The organism is Rothia sp. HMSC065B04, from assembly GCF_001812285.1.
GTDB lineage: Bacteria > Actinomycetota > Actinomycetes > Actinomycetales > Micrococcaceae > Rothia > Rothia mucilaginosa.
On sequence record NZ_KV808410.1, the window covers coordinates 275,980 to 293,632 of the forward strand.

Genomic DNA, 17,653 nt, shown 5'->3' on the forward strand with positions numbered 1-17,653 from the left:
CGAAGAGACAAGGTGAAGTTTGTAGCGACATCGCTATCCATCTCTCTCAGGCTAGCACTTTCAGAGCGCAAATATCGAACCCACTTCGTAACAGACGAACACTTCAAAACCAGTCCCAAAAGCATCTTCAACCCCAAGAATCGTCACATTCAGCGCGAAAATACTCGCTACACAAGCCAACATGCCGGCACCCCATTTCAGGCGTCTCAAAAAGAGCCGGCCGGAAGCCTGCGCGGTACCATATACAAGAGTCCACGATGAGAGACGCACCATGGAATACGGTGGCAGCCACAGCCAGCGCAATGCCGAGTGCACCAGGGAGGAAAATATGTCCATCTACGACATCCGACGTATGCAAATGCTCCTCGAAATCCAAGAACGCGGCACCGTCATCGCCGCAGCCGAAGCACTCAGCCTCACCCCCTCCGCCGTCTCCCAGCAGATTGCCACCCTCGAAAAAGAAACCGGCACCCCGCTTTTGCAGCGCATCGGCAGGCGTGTACAGCTCACCAGCGCCGGACTCATCATTGTCGACAGCGCCCGCAGCATCCTGCGCGAACTCGACCGCATGCAAACCTCCGTCGCCAACCTCACCGGCGAACCCGCAGGCATGGTCCGCCTCGCCATCTTCCAGTCCGCAGCCTTCGCACTGCTACCGGAAACCCTCAGCTACCTTACCGAACACGCACCCTCACTCACCCTGCAGGTACTGCAAATCGACCCCGAAACCGGAACCTCCCTGACTCGAAGCCGCGAATACGACATGGTGCTCTCCGAAGCCTACCCGCACCACCACATCCCCGAATACCCCGAACTGCACTCCGAACTACTCACCGAAGACCCGCTCAGCCTGATTGTGCCCAGCACCTCCACCATCACCTCAATCGAGGAGGCGCACGCACTGCCCTGGGTTCTCGAAATGGAACAGAACACCTCCCGCAGCTGGGCGCTCAACCAGTGCCGCACCGCAGGATTCGAGCCGGTCATCCGTTACAGCGCCAATGACATGATTACGAACTCCAACCTCGTCAAAGCAGGATTCGCCGTCACCATCGTGCCCGGCTTCATCCTCTCCTCCCTCTCCACCACCGAGGGGCTACGCATCGTCGAGCTACCCGGCAAGCCCTGCCGCAAAATCTTTACCGCCGTACGCCGAGAGTCCGCCGCCAACCCCGCCATCGCCATGGTGCGCGAAGCACTGCACCACGCGGTGCAGGTTGCATTCGGCGAACACGACAGGAGCGAAACCGCATAAGAAAAATTAACTGCCAGCCACGCCAGCAGACTAGACAATGCAAAGGTCGGGGCCGTTCCCAGGAACGACTCCGACCTTTCAACATACCTTTTTGAACAGGCGCCTATATATAAGGTATAAAAACACACAACGGAGCCATTCCCCCGCCGTGCCTATCCTTCACAGGGTCAGCCCAACTGCTAGTTCAGCGAAGCAACCACAGCCGAGCTCTGCACCTCGTAGAACGAAGATGACAAACCAGCTTCCGCCATATCCAGCACAGCGCTCACATGAACCTGCTTCAACGCAGAACCGGCAACATCCGAAGCCACCTGATAATTCAGCTGAACATCCAAGCGGTGACCGCGAGGAATAGCAGTACGCAACTCCAGAACGTTCTCGCTGCCGGCACCAGCTTGACCGGTCTGCTCGCTACGGCGCACCGCATCAAGATTCAGAGCATCCACAGGAGCCACCAGGGCTGAAGCACCCAGGCTACCCGAAGGTAGCACCGCCTGCCCCGAGGTAACACGAAGAGTCACCGCTGGATTCAACAACAAACCAGTCTTCGGGTCCTGCGCGCGAGCACGCACCATCAGGCGAGTACCCACCGGCAGCGTCGAATTGCCCTCATTAATAATGCTCAGGCGAGTCGGCAGATTCCGGAAAGCAACAGTACGCGCCGGCTGACTCTGCAAAGACACAGCCTGCACACCGTTAGCAGCCTTCAACTCCAGGCGGATGCACGACTCGTTATAGCGCATCGGAACCTGCACCAGCGCAGAACTCGCCGCGCCACCGTGCTGACCGCGTTGCCCGCCGCGCTGTCCGCCAGGACGCTGGGTCACGGGGGTCACGCGAGCGCGCTTACCGCCCGAACGAGTTGCCGCCTCCGCAGCGCTCACGCCGCCAGCTACCAAGGCAGCCGAAGCGCCCGCAACCTTCAACGCGGTACGGCGAGAAGCGTTCATCAGATTATTCTTAGTCATTTTCTACTCCTCTAAGCCTTCGCGATACGGTACACGCCGCTAATCGTGCCCTGCCACCAGGTGCCGTAACGGTCAATCGTGCCCACCATCTGCAGGGTGTCACCACCGCCAAGCAACAGGCTCACATGCTGAGGCAGGCGCTGCTCATGCATCGTCTTACCGGTTTCCATGTCCAGCGCGACCGCCCACGCGTAGGCGCCATTCGCCAAACCAGCCGGACCGCGGCGACGCTCACAGGTGTAAATCAGACCGTCAGCAGTGGAGTAACGAGGAACAGCCGAAGAGTACACGTCCTTACGGTCCCACATCTTACGCAGACCGCGGTCGGTAATATCCCAACGCTCCATGCCGGGAGCAAAAAGCGCGTTCGCAGGAACTGACGGGCCGGCACCCTCCGGGTACTTCGGGTAGGGGTAGCCGTAGGTGCTTGCACCGACCATCGTGTTACCCACACCGATCATGGAGTTCTCAGTGCCAGAGGTACCGGCAGTAAACAGGCCGGCGCTACCGACCTTCGCGCCGTTATCAGTGCGGTACACAATGACCGATTCCTGAATATCAGAGTTATCGGTCAGCATCACGTAATCCGAACCGTTCGGACCAAAGAACGTCGGGGAGGCACCCGAACCCCACGCGAGCTTACCCGGCTTGCGGGCGCTACCGCGGTCGTAGGCATGCCACCACTTGAGGGTGGGCGCGCCGGTTGCGGTTGCGTTCAGCATATAAATAGCGTGGGAGGTCACCACGCTCACACCCTGCGGGCACGCCGAAATCGAGTTATCGATACGTTCACCCGCAATCGACGCCTTATTCAGGCGCATCGAGCGAATCGTGCCGCGGGCAGAATCAATGACCGCAATGTAGCCGTTCTTCGTCGCAGCCCAAATGCGACCGGACCAGTCGGGTACCAGACCAACCACGGCGTCATTGGGGCTCTGGGCGAGCATACGGCTTAGGTCAATGCGTTCATCAACTCGGATGCTGCGTCCGTCAGCAGAGTGGGAGAGGCGCAGCAGGCACTGAGATCCATCCACCAGAACCATGCGGTCCTGCGCGTCAAGGTAGGCGTACACGCCACCGAGCAGTGCACCCTTCGGGATGTCCAGGTGCGAAAGTTCACGACCGGTATGCGGGTCAAGGATAGAGAGCTTCGGGGTGATGAACTCGCCGTGGGCGAAGACCTGGGTGCAGAGCACCTGAATGAAGCCGTCGCGTCCGGCAAGGATCGTTGGGCAGGCGCCGCCGAGCTTCGTGCCGGTAATCTTCCAATTGCCTACGCCGGGGCCGGCAAGAGGGGTAGCGTCAGAGGACTGGGCATCACCGTGCATGGTGGTAATGCCGGGTGCGCCCAGGTGCGGATTCGCCTGGGCGTTATAGGTGGGGGTCATGGTTGGTTCTTTCTAACGGTGAGTGGCGCACACCTTCAATGGAGTGCACAAATATGCGCTTTCACATGCACAAACGTTTCACATTGTAGGGTCAGAAAGCAGTTTTTGACGACACTAAAGGGCACCTTGAAACATTGTTCAGGCGGCGCTTGAGAGCTTCACCAGGAAAGCCCTCAGCACACCCTTTCAGATTCAAGGTGCCCCTCCACCCGGCGATTATTTTTAGCTATTTCTCCATGAGCGCCTTTGCCAGGGCATCATCAAGAACCAAGTCAGTAATTGCGCCCGTACGCAACGCACCACGCAAAGCACGCACACGGTGAGTACCGGACGCGACGCAAATACGACGCGGAATACGAGCCAGCTCCTTCGGAGTCGGACCGGATGCACGCTTATTCAGCTCCAAATCAGCCCAGGAGCCGTCCTCACGCAGAAGAATCGTACACATATCCCCCACAACGCCCAGCTCACGCAGCTGACGCTGCTCCTGCGCCTCAAAATAGCCACCCGAATACACGTGAGAAGGAATAGGTCCACCAAAAGCACCCACGCCAAAAATAGCGAGGTCAACATTCTGCTGGGCATGCAGATTCTTCTGCACGCTACGCTCACGCCACATGGCGGTCTTGGTGTCCGCATAGTCAAAGAACGCGGGAACCGGAAAATGGATAGTCTGCGCATCATAGGCATTCACCAACTGCCCCAGCAAGGAACCCAAGTACGGAATACCCGAATGGTGCGCATTACCGGCGCCGTTCATCTGCACGACAGTCACGCCTTTCAGAGGACGACGCGGCAGATGACGAGAAATCTCAGTCATCGTTGAACCCCACGCCACACCCAGGCTCGTTCCATTATCAATCAGGGAATCAAGGAGAGCCGCCGCGGTACGGGATACCTGACTCATACGGGCAATGGGGGTAGCATCCGAACGGACATTCACGAGAGTAACGCGCACCTTATAGCGCTCACCGATGCGGCGCTCAAGCTCGCTGCGGGCACGGAAGGAATCATCTAGACGGATCTGCACCATGCCGCTTTCACGAGCACTTTTAAGCAGACGTGACACAGTGGCTCGAGAGACCCCCAGACGGGCCGCGATAGCGTCCATCGTCATGTTGTGAATGTAGTAAAGCTGCGCTGCCTCGTAGGTATGGTTAGCGCGTTCGTTCATCTGCCACAGACCCCCAGTGAAAATCCGTTCATACTGCTTGGTTATTATTTCACCATTGGGTTTTACTAAATGCAAGATGAAACCCCCACGCCGCACAAGCGGCAATACAGGAAAGAGCAGTACATGAGCTCCCAGCACATTGCACAGCAGTCTCAGCTGACCGCCGAGTCCCGCGCCAAGGCGCTCAAGAGCATGGTCAACGAAGAACTCGACATCTTGGTCGTCGGCGGCGGCATCACCGGTGCAGGCATTGCCCTCGACGCAGCAACCCGCGGTCTGCGCACCGGTATCGTCGAAGCAGGTGACTGGGCTGCAGGCACCAGTGCATGGTCCTCCAAGCTCGTTCACGGCGGCCTGCGCTACCTCTACAACCTCGACTTCAAGCTCGTGACCGAAGCTCTCACCGAGCGCGGCCTGCTGCTGAACAAGATTGCACCCCACCTCGTGCACGCACAGCCCTTCCTGTGGCCCCTGAAGATGCCCGTCATCGAGCGCGCATACTCCGCAATCGGCATCGGCATGTACGACACCCTGGCATTCCTCGGCTCCCGCGGCAACAAGGGCGTCCCCTCCCAGCGTCACTTCACCAAGGCCGGCACCAAGACCGTCTTCCCCGACATTAAGGACTCCGCATTCAGCGGCGCAATCCAGTTCTACGACGCACGCGTTGACGACGCACGCCTCGTCATCGACGTCGTCCGCACCGCTGCAAGCTACGGCGCACTGGCTGCATCCCGCACCCAGGTTGTCGGCTTCACCAAGGACGCATCCGGCCGCGTCATCGGCGCAGAGCTGGCAGACCTGGAGACCGGTGAGCGCCTGAACGTACGCGCAAAGCACGTCATCAACGCAACCGGCGTGTGGACCGAAGAGTCCGAGTCCCTGGCTAACCCCGATGCAGGCCTGGAGGTTCTGGCATCCAAGGGTATCCACATCGTGGTTCCCCGCGACCGCATCAACGCAACCAGCGGTATCTTCACCAAGACCGAGAAGTCCGTTCTCTTCATCATCCCCTGGCAGCGTTACTGGATCATCGGCACCACCGACACCCCCTACACCGAGGACCGCGAGCGCCCCGTCGCAACCAGCAAGGACATCGACTACGTCCTGATGCAGGCGAACAAGCTGATCGCTAACCCGCTGACCCGCGAAGACATCATCGGCACCTACACCGGCCTGCGCCCGCTGCTGCAGCCCAAGGTCAAGGACGGCGCAGCATCCACCAAGGTTTCCCGCGAGCACACCGTGACCGAGGTTGCACCCGGCATGAGCGCAATCGCAGGCGGCAAGCTCACCACCTACCGTGTCATGGCTGCCGACGCTGTCGACTTCGCACTGGGCGAGAAGGCTAAGCAGAACCCCTCCGTGACCGCAACCATCGGCCTGGTTGGTGCTGACGGCTACCACGCAATCGCCGCTAACCGTGCACGCTACGCAGAGCGTTACGGCTGGGACGAGGACCGTATCACCCACCTGCTCGAGCGTTACGGCGCACAGATTGAGGACCTCGGCGCTCTCATCGACGCTGACCCGTCCCTCGGCGCTCCCCTGGCTAAGGCACCCCAGTTCCTGCGCGCAGACGTCGTCTTCGCTGTCCGCTACGAAGGTGCTCTGCACCTGGAGGACGTGCTGGTTCGCCGCGTACGTCTCGACCTCGAGCAGCGCGACCGCGGCCTGGCAGCAGCAGAGGCGATCCTCGACATCATGCGTTCCGAGCTCGGCTGGGACGACAAGAAGGTCAAGGAAGAACTCGACCTCTACGCAGCACGCGTACAGGCCATCCGCGAGGCGGAGTCCACCTCCACCGATGCTGAAGCATCCGCAAAGATTGAGGCTGTCACCCCCGTGGCACCCCGCGTGAAGCTCTAATCCTTAGAGCTTTCGCACACCTTTCGTGGCCGGTTATCTGGTACGAACCGACCGTTCACCCCTCACCGAGCATGGGTTAGCTCATATTCTTCGGTGAGGGGTGGACGGAAGGTTAAATAACCGTTTACGATAATCCCCTGCATAAGAAGCAGCGAGCTAAATACAGGGTTAGCCCACTGGTACGATCTGCTTCTCAATCAGACATTCAACCAACAATTTTCGTAGCAATCCGCTACACATTTCAGCACAGCGTTGTGCCCCGATCCGCCCGTGCGGTGAGGATGCACGGGAACATGCAAGCAAAGGTTCGCTTGCCTTCTAGACGCTTCGTCTTCAAGGAGCAACAATGTCTCTTCTTGTTTCCGCAGGAACTGTACTTGCAGCCGGCTCTTCCGCTCTCGTGGATGCATCCGGCGCCCCCACCACCCTCGGAATCTTCGCTTCCGAGTTCTTCGGCACCTTCATCCTGATTCTGCTCGGTGCCGGCGTATGTGCCGCAGTGACCCTCAAGAAGTCCTACGCTAAGGACGCAGGCTGGGGTGTTATCACCTTCGGATGGGGTCTGGCAGTGTTCACCGCCGTGTACCTCTCCTTCCATTCCGGTGCACACCTGAACCCCGCTGTGACCGTTGGCCTGGCAACCGCAGGCCGCGACCTGGCAACCGGCGTTCCCGCAACCCCCGGCAACATTGCCCTGTACATCGTCGCTCAGATGCTCGGCGCAATGGCCGGCGCAACCGCAGCCTACCTGACTTACAAGAAGCACTTCGATGAGGACCCGGGCGACCGCCTCGGCATCTTCGCAACCGGCCCCGCCATCAAGTCCTACGGCTGGAACTTGCTCACCGAGATTATCGGCACCTTCGTCCTGATTGGCTGGATCATCGCATCCGGTAAGACCCCCGCCCAGACTGGCCCCTTGGCTGTTGCCCTGGTCGTTGTATCCATCAGTATGAGCCTCGGTGGCGCAACCGGTTCCGCTATCAACCCCGCACGTGACCTCGGCCCCCGTATCGCCTACACCTTCCTGCCCATCCCCGGTAAGACCGGTTCCAACTGGTCTTACGCATGGGTTCCGGTTGTTGGCCCAATCATCGGCGCTATCCTCGCAGGCCTGATCGTTCCGGCAGTTCTGCCCCTCTAAACCTCTCTAATACCCCCGTTCTTTTGTTCTAAGGAAAAATCAATGACGACTTCTCTGCACTCCGCAACCCTCAACGTCGAGCGCAAGTACATCCTCTCCATCGACCAGGGCACCACCAGCTCCCGCGCGATCCTGTTCAACAAGGCGGGCGAGAACGTGGCTCAAGGCCAGCTCGAGCACGAGCAGATCTTCCCCAAGGCCGGCTGGGTCGAGCACAACGCAACCGAAATTTGGCAGAACGTCCGTAAGGTCGTAGCAATGGCTATGGCAAACGGCGAAGTCAACCACCACGAAATCGCTGCAGTCGGCATCACCAACCAGCGTGAAACCACCGTCGTGTGGGACAAGAACACCGGTGAGCCCGTCTACAACGCAATCGTCTGGCAGGACACCCGCACCCAGGAAATCGTTGAAGAGCTCGCAGGCGAAGAGGGCGTTGGCAAGTACCACGACATCGTCGGCCTGAACCTCTCCACCTACTTCTCCGGCCCCAAGATCAAGTGGATCCTGGACAACGTTGAAGGCGCACGCGAGCGCGCAGAACGCGGCGACCTGCTCTTCGGCAACACCGACACCTGGCTGGTCTGGAACCTGACCGGTGGTGTTGACGGCGGCGTTCACGTCACCGACGTAACCAACGCATCCCGTACCCTGCTGATGAACATCCGCACCCTCGAATGGGATCCGCAGATCGCTGCAGACATGGGCATCCCCATGAGCATGCTGCCCGAAATCAAGTCCTCCTCCGAGGTGTACGGCTTCGGCCGCGCAACCGGTCTGCTTAACGGCACCCCGATTGCCGGTATCCTGGGCGATCAGCAGGCTGCCACCTTTGGCCAGGCCTGCTTCGAGAAGGGTATGGCGAAGAATACCTACGGTACCGGTAACTTCATGCTCATGAACACCGGCAACGAGCCCGTCTTCTCCAACAACGGTCTGCTGACCACCGTCGCATACAAGATTGGCGACGCAGCACCCGTCTACGCTCTGGAAGGCTCGGTCGCAATGAGCGGCTCCCTGATCCAGTGGCTGCGCGACAACCTGCGCATGATTGAGCACGCTGCAGAGTCTGAGGAACTGGCTACCTCCGTCAAGGACTCCGGTGGCTGCTACGTTGTTCCCGCGTTCTCCGGCCTGTTCGCACCTCACTGGCGTTCCGACGCTCGCGGCGTCATCGTTGGTCTGACCCGCTACGTGAACCGTGCACACATCGTGCGTGCGGCGCTGGAAGCAACCGCATTCCAGACCCGCGAGGTTCTGGACGCAATGAACGCTGACTCCGGTGTTGAGCTCTCCGAGTTGCGCGTGGACGGCGGCATGACCGCTAACGAGTTCCTCATGCAGTTCCAGGCTGACATCCTCGGCGTTCCCGTAATCCGCCCGAAGGTTGTTGAGACCACCGCTCTGGGCGCAGCATACGCTGCAGGTATCGCTGTTGGTTTCTGGAGCGGCGAGCAGGACGTTGTGGACAACTGGGCTGAGGACAAGCGCTGGCTGCCCTCCATGGAGCCCGCAGAGGTTGACCGCCAGTACCGCCTGTGGAAGAAGGCTGTCTCCCGCACCCTCGAGTGGGTTGACGAGGACGTTCCGACCGCCTAATCACAGCACCCGTTGCCTAACGGCACGGCCCGCGTACTAGCGACGCCCCGGCTGCTTCTCCCCCGCTATGGGGTTGAAGCAGCCGGGGCTTTTCGCTGTTTTATGACGCTCAATTCAGCGTTTATTGCGGCGTAATTTCTACAAAAATTAGTGCTGGGGTACCGTTGGTTTTTGTAAATTCGGTATCTTCCGCCGGTCACCTGGCGCGGTGTTGTTCGTGAGGTGTCAGTACCGCACAGGACGCGTACGCGACATATTCATGCGCTGTCCTGACAGGAGTCGACGGTTCGCGCTGATACTTTGTTTACGCTCCCGTCCGCCGCGGTGCTTCACGTACTGCGGCGGACGGACTTTTATCTCTTGTTACTAGGTTCTCTGCATTAACGATGAGTGGGGTTCGCTTTTCGTGTTGCAGTTCTCGCTGTAAAAATCACTGGTTTTATGCCCCTTGTTGAGATACCCGTTTACATGTTGTGTGGGGTTGGTCTAACAGCGTTTGTTTGCCTTTGATGTCCACTTCAAGCGCCGTATCATAGATATATAGGCTTATTGATTCTATTCTGGTCGCCGAAGATGGCGGTTGGTTATGCATCTGGCACCTTCCGGTGGTCGTGAGAACGGAGAGAGGCTCCGTTGGAAGGAGGGAGCGGGTTTCCCGCACCGATTATGGTTGATGTCCGTCGCCGCAAGCTTGCAATTATTGCTATGAACGTTTCGGTTCTTGCAGCTGCTCTCTCCTGGCTGTTGGTGCTCTTCTCTGTCATGTATTCTCCCGCAGCTGTACCGTGGGCTCTGGGCGTTGCTATCGTACTGACTGTGATTGGCGCCTACGCACTGTACCGCTACTACTCCAAGTACTCGCACGTGCTCCCGAACGAGGACCCGGATGCGCACGATGTGCTCGGTCACGACCTGCATTCGACTCACCTGCCGCATCTGCACCACACGGAGGGCAACGCTGATGGAGTAGCCGCTAAGTAGCGAGCTTCTTATCCCCTAGACAGCATAAATGTGCCGCCTCACCAATACCGGTGAGGCGGCACATTTACGTTATGGTCAGGGGCAGAGGCCGGCCCTGCACTCAAGATTATTTCTCAGCGGTCGGGTCAGTACTTTGACGCGCTTCAGCTTCGGCTCTGGCTAGTTCTGCCTTTTTATTCTCCTGGACTATCAGAGCGTTATATTTCCAGCCGGGGATTCGTTCAACAAGCCACCCAACCCAGAGGAGCGCAGCGGTAATGAGAGCGACCGGAATCAGGTAAATGAGGAAGCTCGGGTTGCGGGTGTGGTCTGAGGTGCTCCCCGCGCTGAGTTCCCACAGCGCAATGATTGGTACCGCCATTATGGGCATCACTATAAAAAGGATGAGGGCATAGTAAATGCCCATCATGCTACCGGGCCTACCTCTATTTATACGAGCTTGGGTAACGGCTCTGTCCAGGCGTTTGTATTCCTCCAGAGTTTCGCCGTCTAGAAGCGAAGCGTCAGGGATTTTGGCCATGACGTACCGTACGGCTTCAAAATCTGAGGGCGAGCAAATAAAGATATGCCCCTGGGACATAACGGTGTATTCTTTCGCGATGTTGAGGCACGCCTGCGCGTAACGGTTATTGAGCTCTCGACTCTCCGGGTTTTCCTTGAGTTCCCGGCGGAGGTCTTTCAGGTCTTCCATGTTTCTCCTTGCAATTTCAGTCGTCGTTGAACCCAACGTTGGGGTACGAGAAACACAGGTCATCCCCCACCCGGTGCGGGGTGGAGAAGCCGGAGTATTGAATTGCGGTGTATCGGTGTGTACTTCACAGAATGCCAGCTCTTGGGGCTCAGACAAAATTGACCGGGCATCCTGAGATGTTTCAACGGCGGTGCATACATCTCATATATAGCGGTCAGTTATAGACAAAACCCGCTACAGGTACGGTACGGAGGCACCCCTCCCCTATGATGGTTGAAAGGGATATTTACCTCTAATACCATCTGCAATACACGCCTACGAGCCAACGAGGAAGAGCATGACCAAAGCGACCGATTCGCCGCAGCCGCCGGAAGCGCTCGCGCGCTGGTACACTCGCTATTCGAGCCCCGTCGGCGTGCTCTACCTTGCCGCCCGTGCGGATGCGATTGTGGGCATCTGGTACGAGGATCAGGCGCATTTTCCGCTCCCCCATGAGCTCGGTGAACTAATCGAGAATCCCGTCACCTACCTACGGGAGCACAACACGGCGGAAGAGGAAGAGCCAACCGGTGAGTATGCTGCGGCGCGGCTGCTGTCGCGTGCTGAGGCAGAGCTCTCCGAGTATTTTGAGCGCAAGCGCACTTCTTTTACGTTGCCGCTAGATCCTGAGGGCACCGATTTTCAGCTGATTGTGTGGGAGCATCTGAAGACTGTTCCTGCCGGGTACACCACCACTTACGGTGAGATTTCGCGTGCGGTTGGTCCCGGTGCTCCGGCGCAGGCGGTGGGTCAGGCGGTCGGCCGCAATAAGGTTTCTATTATGATTCCGTGTCACCGCGTTATTGGTGCTGATGGTAGTTTGACTGGCTACGCTGGCGGGGTTGAACGTAAGCAGTTCCTTCTCAATCTGGAGGAGCCGGAAGAGGTACGGGAGGCGCGGCTCTTCTAGCGATGTCACCCGGCGGTGATTGAGACTTGTCAGAGGGCGGAGCGTGCATCGGATGCGGGCTCTGCCCTCTGTCGTACCTATTTTCGGTTTCGTTGCTCTGCACCACGACACATAGTCGAATATACTTGCGATTTACTCACGCTAGAGCTACTGTTTAAGTAGAATATGCTTCCGAAATATTCGGATGAGCTCAGCACTCTCAGAGAGGAGAAACCGTGACCTCGCAACCTACTATTCCCGCCGACCCCCTCGAAAACGCCCCGAGCTACCCCACGTGGGTGACCGATGAGCTTCTGCGCGACTACTACGACACCGAATGGGGCATGCCCGTCACCGATGAACGAGGACTCTTCGAAGCCCTGAGCCTCGAGGCTTTTCAGGTGGGGCTCTCGTGGCGCACGATTCTTGCCCGCCGAGAGGCATTCCGCCGCGTTTTCGAGGGTTTCGACCCCGAACGCGTGGCTGCGTTCACCGACCATGATGTTGCGCGGCTCCTCCAGAATGAAGACATTATCCGTAACGAGAGGAAGATTCGCGCGGTCATCTCCAATGCACGGCTGACCCTGCGGATGCGCGAGCTTGCCGCAACGCCCCGTGACGCCTCCACGGAGGATATTCGTCTTCCCCTTATCGCGCCCTCTTCTACCCCGGCCAAAGAGGATAGCAGCGAGGCGGCAGACACTCGCCGCCGTCGGGTTCGCACCCTGAGCTTCGAGGATCTGGAACGGATGCGCGAGCGCACCCTGCCTGACGGCACACGTGTACCGGGCGGGCTGCCGGCGTGGCTGTGGTCCTTCGCGCCACACGAGACTATCGCGCCGCATACCCTGGAGGATATCCCGACAGATACACCCGAGTCCGCGCTTCTTGCCAAATCTTTTAAAGCTCTAGGAGGTGTGTTCTTGGGTCCGGTGACCGCCTATGCGCTTATGTGCGCGGTCGGTATGGTCAACGCGCACCTGGTGGACTCGCATCGGCGAGGCTGTTCGGGGCTCTTTACCTAAGCCCCCTCGCCCTAAGCTCCCCACGCTTGGCGTGCTTGCGTGCAAGGGCGCAGAAAAGCCGCGCGCCACTTCGTAGAAGTAAGCACGCGGCTTCTATACGTTGAGAGGTTCCGCTCTGAATTAGATCGCCACAGGGTTAGATCATCACGAAGAGGAAAATCAGCGCCAGCAGCGGCGGGGTCAGCTGAATCAGTGCCGGCTTGCGCTTATCCGGGGAGGTGAGGAACAGGTAGACACCGGCAATCGCCATGGAGCCCAGGCCTGCGAACATGAGCGCCACGCCCACCTGCGGGGAGCCGAACCAGAAAGCCAGCAGACCGGTTGCGGCGATCCAGGCGAGCATCAGGTTGTACAGGCCCTGGTTTGCCGCCATCTCTTTGGTAGACTCGGCGAATTCTTCGGTCATTCCGAAGGTTTCGCGGCCCTTGGGCTTAGTCCAGAGGAAGGATTCAATAATCCAGATGTAGACATGAATAGCAATTGCTACGAAGGCAAAGACAGTAGTAATCGTTGCGAGCGCCTGCATTGTTTCTCCTTGAGTAGTAGGTGTTCTATGAGGCACCTGCCCGGTCTTTCTTCTGGAGCACAATCTGTGGTGATGTGCAGAATCATGCGGGAGCAAGCACAAGAAGTAATTCTACGCCTCTTCCCGGTCTGTTGAAACTTCCCTGAATATGCGTGAAACCCCTCGATTCGTCTTCTGCAGAGAAAGTGCAGGGTTCTCCTCGAGGGGTTTCTTATGCGGGGTGACGCCGAATCCGGTATCGGCCTTTAGCCCATCATGAGCGACAGAGCGAAGGACCAGACGCAGACCAGGCCCAGCAGAATAGCGCTGTACTTGATGGACATGGAGGTAATCTTCGATTCCTCACCGGCGCTGTTTACTGCCGCCGCCGCGATTGCGATGGACTGCGGGGAGACGATCTTACCCATCACGCCACCGGCGGTGTTTGCGGCCACGAGCAGGGTCGGGTCAACAGCAATCTGGGCTGCGGTGGTGGACTGCAGACCCGCGAAGAGCACGTTAGCGTTCGTCACGGAGCCGGTCACGAACACACCAATCCAACCGATGATCGGGGACAGCAACGGGAAGACCGGGCCGGCTGCCGCGAGCGCGAGCGCAATGGAGGTGGTCATACCGGCATAGTTCATGACGTTTGCGACGGACATGACCAGGCAGATCATGAGGATCGGCATCTTCAGCTGGTTCCAGGTACCGCCGAGTTCTTCAAAGGCTTCGCCCCAGCTGATCTTCGAGGTCAGGATGGTGATGAGTGCCGCCACCAGAATTGCGGTGCCGGATGCGCCCAGGGTGTTCCAGGAGAACATCGCGGTCACGGTCTTGCCGGCACCGGTGGTGATGGCTTCGTGAATGCCGGGGATGGGGAACGCCAGGGTTGCGGCGCCGAGCAGGCCGTTGGTTGCGAAGATCGGCTTCAGTGCGGTGGACCAGAGCAGGATGGTTGCGGAGAGGAAGATGAAGGGGCTCCACGCCTTAACGATCTCAGCACCGGTGTGCTTGACGCCCTGCTGCGCCTGAACTTCTTCGAGGCTGGGTGCGGTGGATTCGCGGTAGATGTGCTTGGGCTGCCACTTCTGCATCACGAGCGCCAGTGCTACCAGGGAGAGCAGCGGCGGGATGATATCGACCAGTTCGGGCGAGCCGAGCAGCATCAGGATAGCCGCCTGACCGCCGGAGAAAATCACGCCGGTCATGAGCGCTACGAGGCCGACTTCGCGGATGCCGTGGATGCCGTCCTGGATTGCAACCATCAGCAGCGGCACGAAGGCGACGAAGATCTGCAGTACCGGAACCATACCTGCGGACAGGTGCGCGGTGTCGAGGCCACCAACCTTAGCTGCGGTAGTCACGGGAATACCGATAGCACCGTAGGCGCCGGATGCGGCGTTGGCTACCAGCGCCAGCATGGATGCCTTGAGGGGGTTGAAGCCCAGGGATACCAGCAGTGCCGCGGATATAGCGATCGGGATGCCGAAGCCTGCCGCGCCTTCGATGAAGCCACCGAAGCAGAAGGCAATCAGCAGCACCTGGATGCGCTGGTCGTTCGAGATCGAGGAGACGGAGGAGCGCACGATGTCGAAGTTACCGGCGCGTACGGCAATGCGGTAGAGCCACACCGCCATGAGCACAATCCAGCCGATGGGCCATGCACCGGAGAGGAAGCCGGAGAGGATGGAGCCGGCACCTGCGGTGATGGGCAGGCCGAAGACGGCGCAGCCGATGATGAGGGTGGTGCCGAGGGTCAGCAGTGCTGACTTGAGGCCGCTGAGTTTCAGGACGGTCAGGCCCAACAGGAAGAGGATGATGGGTACTGCTGCGACCAGTGCGGAGAGCACCGGTGAGTTCAGCGGGTCGTAGGTTTGCTGCCACATAGGGCGGGTGGTCCTTTCGGTCTGTGCGTTTTGTTGCGGTTGCTTCTTCCGATACGGCTCCTGTGCTGTATGGAAGCGCTAGGCCGCATAAAACCGATGGGTTCCTCCGCTATGTGGCGGAGTGACCCATCGGTGAAGCGTTATGGTCATCAGTTCCCAGGGGCTGAAGTTGTTCCCTGGTTTTAACTGAAAGAAAGCGGGATTATTCCCGCTAACTAGGTGCTCATGACTTTATCTGTCTAAGCTATCAGGTCTCCCTCATGAGTTCAGGATAGGATAACCTTAAGTGTGCACAAACGATACTTATGTGCATATTTACACTCCCCGGTATTTGCCCCTAACCACCCCCCCTCGAGCCATCAGCTAGGAATCCCACCACATGCCCCCTAACAAACCCAAATAACGTAAAAGCCCCCTCCTACAAAAGAAGGGGGCTTTTGCTAAACCGTGTCGCGGGTACCTCACCTTTCAGAGAAGGTAGGTTACACGCATCAGGTACTCACACTGTTTACAGGCCGACCAGGGACAGGACGTAAACCCAAACACAGGTGATAGCCAGCAGTGCTGCACTGTACTTGATCGCCATGGAGGTAATCTTGGATTCCTCGCCGGAGCTGTTCACAGCAGCCGCTGCAATTGCGATGGACTGCGGGGAAACAATCTTCGCCATCACACCACCGGCGGTGTTAGATGCAACCAGCAGGGTCTGGCTGACGCCAATCTGCTGTGCGGTGGTAGCCTGCAGGCCAGCGAAGAGGATGTTGTTGTTCACCACGGAGCCGGTCACGAACACGCCAATCCAACCGATGATCGGGGACAGCAGCGGGAAGATAGCACCCACAGCGGCAACAGCCAGTGCGATGGAGGTAATCATACCCGCGTAGTTCATGACGTTAGCAACGGACATGACCAGGCAGATCATGAGGATCGGGGTCTGCAGCTGCTTCCAGGTTGCGCCGAGTTCCTCGATAGCCTCGCCCCAGCTAATCTTGGAGGTCAGGATGGTGATGATGGTAGCCACCAGAATTGCGGTACCGGATGCGCCCACAATGTTCCAGGTGTAGGTCACGTCGATAGGCTTGGGAGTTGCAACAATCGGTGCTGCCTGCGAGATGCTCTGGTGCAGCCAGGGCAGGGAGAACGTAATGTTGGTGAAGCCGAGCGCGCCCTTAGCAGCGAAGACGGGCTTCAGAGCGGTGGACCAGAGCAGAATCACGACGGACAGGTAGACGAAGGGGCTCCATGCCTTGAGGATTTCACTACCGGTGTGCTTGACGCTCTGCTGAGCCTGAACTTCTTCCAGGGAGGGAGCGGTGGGCTCACGGAAGATGTGCTTGGGCTGCCACTTCTGCATAACCAGTGCCAGAGCGACCAGTGCCAGCAGCGGCGGGATGATGTCGACCAGCTCGGGGTTACCCAGGGCTGCGAGCAGAACGGACTGGCCGCCGGAGTAGATCAGGCCAACCATGAGAGCTACCAGACCGACCTCGCGGATACCGCGGATGCCATCCTGAATAGCAACGAGCAGTACGGGGATGAGCGCTGCCATGATCTGGATAACCAGGACCATTTCGATGGACAGTGCGTGCAAGTCCACGCCACCGCGGGTTGCAGCGGTGGTCACGGGGATGCCGATAGCGCCGTATGCGCCGGAGCTCACGTTAGCAATCAGTGCGAACATTGCGGCCTTGAGCGGGTTGAAGCCCAGGGACACGAGCAACGCAGCACAGATAGCGATCGGGATACCGAAGCCTGCAGCACCTTCGAGGAAGCCGCCGAAGCAGAACGCGATCAGCAGCATCTGGATGCGCTGGTCGGTAGAGATGGAGGAGATGGAGGAACGAACGATTTCGAAGCCGCCGGAACGCACGGAAATGCGGTAGAGCCACACTGCCATGAGAACGATCCAGCCGATGGGCCACATGCCCGAGAGGAAACCGTAGAGGATGGAGCCGGCACCTGCAGTGACGGGCATACCGAAGATAGCGCAACCGATGAGGAGAGCTAGAACGAGGGAGATAACGGCAGATTTAATACCGCTGAGCTTCAGGACGGTGAGGCCCAGAAGGAAGAAAATAATCGGGACTGCTGCTACGAGTGCGGAGAGTGCGCTCGAGTTCAGCGGGTCGTAGACTTGCTGCCACATGGTTTATTGTGTTCCTTTCCACGCCCACGGGGGCGGGATCGAGTTGTGCCGTAAAACCTTCCCAGCGACGCTTGTGGCGGCGTGTGTGCCG

Annotated in this window: 14 protein-coding genes; 7 read left to right on the plus strand and 7 right to left on the minus strand. The window is 58.7% G+C overall.

Annotated elements, in window-relative coordinates; genetic code table 11:
• Positions 1 to 328: 328 nt before the first annotated feature.
• The gene (locus HMPREF2845_RS08450) at positions 329 to 1,255 is read left to right on the plus strand and encodes a LysR family transcriptional regulator (protein ID WP_049337534.1); all 927 of its coding nucleotides are present in this window, start codon (positions 329 to 331) and stop codon (positions 1,253 to 1,255) included.
• Positions 1,256 to 1,434: 179 nt separating this feature from the next.
• Here HMPREF2845_RS08450 and HMPREF2845_RS08455 read toward each other — a convergent pair whose 3' ends face one another.
• The 3 genes from HMPREF2845_RS08455 to HMPREF2845_RS08465 all read right to left on the minus strand — a co-directional run bounded on the left by HMPREF2845_RS08455 (position 1,435) and on the right by HMPREF2845_RS08465 (position 4,785).
• Positions 1,435 to 2,223, minus strand: coding sequence for a transcriptional initiation protein Tat (locus HMPREF2845_RS08455; RefSeq protein ID WP_070634461.1), 789 nt, complete (start codon positions 2,221 to 2,223; stop codon positions 1,435 to 1,437).
• 11 nt (positions 2,224 to 2,234) lie between these two features.
• Positions 2,235 to 3,611: a 6-pyruvoyl tetrahydrobiopterin synthase gene (locus HMPREF2845_RS08460; RefSeq protein WP_070634462.1), complete on the minus strand. Its 1,377-nt coding sequence runs from the start codon at positions 3,609 to 3,611 to the stop codon at positions 2,235 to 2,237.
• A 226-nt stretch (positions 3,612 to 3,837) separates the two neighbouring features.
• Positions 3,838 to 4,785: a sugar-binding transcriptional regulator gene (locus HMPREF2845_RS08465; protein WP_049350373.1), complete on the minus strand. Its 948-nt coding sequence runs from the start codon at positions 4,783 to 4,785 to the stop codon at positions 3,838 to 3,840.
• A 123-nt stretch (positions 4,786 to 4,908) separates the two neighbouring features.
• Here HMPREF2845_RS08465 and HMPREF2845_RS08470 point away from each other — a divergent pair, with 123 nt between their 5' ends.
• From HMPREF2845_RS08470 to HMPREF2845_RS08485, 4 genes are all read left to right on the plus strand, one after another.
• Positions 4,909 to 6,654, plus strand: coding sequence for a glycerol-3-phosphate dehydrogenase/oxidase (locus HMPREF2845_RS08470; RefSeq protein WP_070634463.1), 1,746 nt, complete (start codon positions 4,909 to 4,911; stop codon positions 6,652 to 6,654).
• Positions 6,655 to 7,000: 346 nt separating this feature from the next.
• Positions 7,001 to 7,798: an MIP/aquaporin family protein gene (locus HMPREF2845_RS08475; protein WP_070634464.1), complete on the plus strand. Its 798-nt coding sequence runs from the start codon at positions 7,001 to 7,003 to the stop codon at positions 7,796 to 7,798.
• A 42-nt stretch (positions 7,799 to 7,840) separates the two neighbouring features.
• Positions 7,841 to 9,397 (plus strand): glycerol kinase GlpK, encoded by a 1,557-nt coding sequence (glpK, locus tag HMPREF2845_RS08480; RefSeq protein WP_049353020.1) that lies wholly within the window; start codon positions 7,841 to 7,843, stop codon positions 9,395 to 9,397.
• 705 nt (positions 9,398 to 10,102) lie between these two features.
• On the plus strand, positions 10,103 to 10,378 hold the full coding sequence (locus HMPREF2845_RS08485) for an N-acyl-D-glutamate deacylase (RefSeq protein WP_246824651.1): 276 nt from the start codon (positions 10,103 to 10,105) through the stop codon (positions 10,376 to 10,378).
• Positions 10,379 to 10,484: 106 nt separating this feature from the next.
• On the opposite strand, the gene HMPREF2845_RS08490 is transcribed toward HMPREF2845_RS08485, so the two are convergent.
• Complete coding sequence (locus HMPREF2845_RS08490) at positions 10,485 to 11,069, minus strand: hypothetical protein (protein WP_049356211.1); 585 nt, start codon at positions 11,067 to 11,069, stop codon at positions 10,485 to 10,487.
• Positions 11,070 to 11,406: 337 nt separating this feature from the next.
• On the opposite strand from HMPREF2845_RS08490, the gene HMPREF2845_RS08495 reads away from it, so the two are divergent.
• Together HMPREF2845_RS08495 and HMPREF2845_RS08500 are read left to right on the plus strand one after the other, a co-directional pair.
• Positions 11,407 to 12,018 (plus strand): methylated-DNA--[protein]-cysteine S-methyltransferase, encoded by a 612-nt coding sequence (locus HMPREF2845_RS08495; RefSeq protein WP_049353021.1) that lies wholly within the window; start codon positions 11,407 to 11,409, stop codon positions 12,016 to 12,018.
• A 215-nt stretch (positions 12,019 to 12,233) separates the two neighbouring features.
• On the plus strand, positions 12,234 to 13,022 hold the full coding sequence (locus tag HMPREF2845_RS08500) for a DNA-3-methyladenine glycosylase I (protein WP_070634465.1): 789 nt from the start codon (positions 12,234 to 12,236) through the stop codon (positions 13,020 to 13,022).
• Positions 13,023 to 13,158: 136 nt separating this feature from the next.
• Here the strand turns inward: HMPREF2845_RS08500 and HMPREF2845_RS08505 are convergent, their stop codons facing one another.
• The 3 genes from HMPREF2845_RS08505 to HMPREF2845_RS08515 all read right to left on the minus strand — a co-directional run bounded on the left by HMPREF2845_RS08505 (position 13,159) and on the right by HMPREF2845_RS08515 (position 17,562).
• Positions 13,159 to 13,548 (minus strand): DUF1304 domain-containing protein, encoded by a 390-nt coding sequence (locus HMPREF2845_RS08505; RefSeq protein WP_049340790.1) that lies wholly within the window; start codon positions 13,546 to 13,548, stop codon positions 13,159 to 13,161.
• A 245-nt stretch (positions 13,549 to 13,793) separates the two neighbouring features.
• On the minus strand, positions 13,794 to 15,416 hold the full coding sequence (locus tag HMPREF2845_RS08510; protein WP_049337516.1) for an L-lactate permease: 1,623 nt from the start codon (positions 15,414 to 15,416) through the stop codon (positions 13,794 to 13,796).
• 508 nt (positions 15,417 to 15,924) lie between these two features.
• The gene (locus HMPREF2845_RS08515) at positions 15,925 to 17,562 is read right to left on the minus strand and encodes an L-lactate permease (protein WP_070634466.1); all 1,638 of its coding nucleotides are present in this window, start codon (positions 17,560 to 17,562) and stop codon (positions 15,925 to 15,927) included.
• Positions 17,563 to 17,653: the final 91 nt, after the last annotated feature.

Bases quoted from the DNA above. Each gene is read 5' to 3' on its own strand.
- HMPREF2845_RS08475 (WP_070634464.1), top strand. From the start codon at position 7,001: ATGTCTCTTCTTGTTTCCGCAGGAACTGTACTTGCAGCCGGCTCTTCC.
- HMPREF2845_RS08465 (WP_049350373.1), bottom strand. From the start codon at position 4,785: ATGAACGAACGCGCTAACCATACCTACGAGGCAGCGCAGCTTTACTAC.
- HMPREF2845_RS08510 (WP_049337516.1), bottom strand. From the start codon at position 15,416: ATGTGGCAGCAAACCTACGACCCGCTGAACTCACCGGTGCTCTCCGCA.
- HMPREF2845_RS08485 (WP_246824651.1), top strand. From the start codon at position 10,103: ATGAACGTTTCGGTTCTTGCAGCTGCTCTCTCCTGGCTGTTGGTGCTC.
- HMPREF2845_RS08490 (WP_049356211.1), bottom strand. From the start codon at position 11,069: ATGGAAGACCTGAAAGACCTCCGCCGGGAACTCAAGGAAAACCCGGAG.
- glpK (WP_049353020.1), top strand. From the start codon at position 7,841: ATGACGACTTCTCTGCACTCCGCAACCCTCAACGTCGAGCGCAAGTAC.
- HMPREF2845_RS08455 (WP_070634461.1), bottom strand. From the start codon at position 2,223: ATGACTAAGAATAATCTGATGAACGCTTCTCGCCGTACCGCGTTGAAG.
- HMPREF2845_RS08495 (WP_049353021.1), top strand. From the start codon at position 11,407: ATGACCAAAGCGACCGATTCGCCGCAGCCGCCGGAAGCGCTCGCGCGC.
- HMPREF2845_RS08460 (WP_070634462.1), bottom strand. From the start codon at position 3,611: ATGACCCCCACCTATAACGCCCAGGCGAATCCGCACCTGGGCGCACCC.
- HMPREF2845_RS08505 (WP_049340790.1), bottom strand. From the start codon at position 13,548: ATGCAGGCGCTCGCAACGATTACTACTGTCTTTGCCTTCGTAGCAATT.
- HMPREF2845_RS08515 (WP_070634466.1), bottom strand. From the start codon at position 17,562: ATGTGGCAGCAAGTCTACGACCCGCTGAACTCGAGCGCACTCTCCGCA.
- HMPREF2845_RS08450 (WP_049337534.1), top strand. From the start codon at position 329: ATGTCCATCTACGACATCCGACGTATGCAAATGCTCCTCGAAATCCAA.
- HMPREF2845_RS08470 (WP_070634463.1), top strand. From the start codon at position 4,909: ATGAGCTCCCAGCACATTGCACAGCAGTCTCAGCTGACCGCCGAGTCC.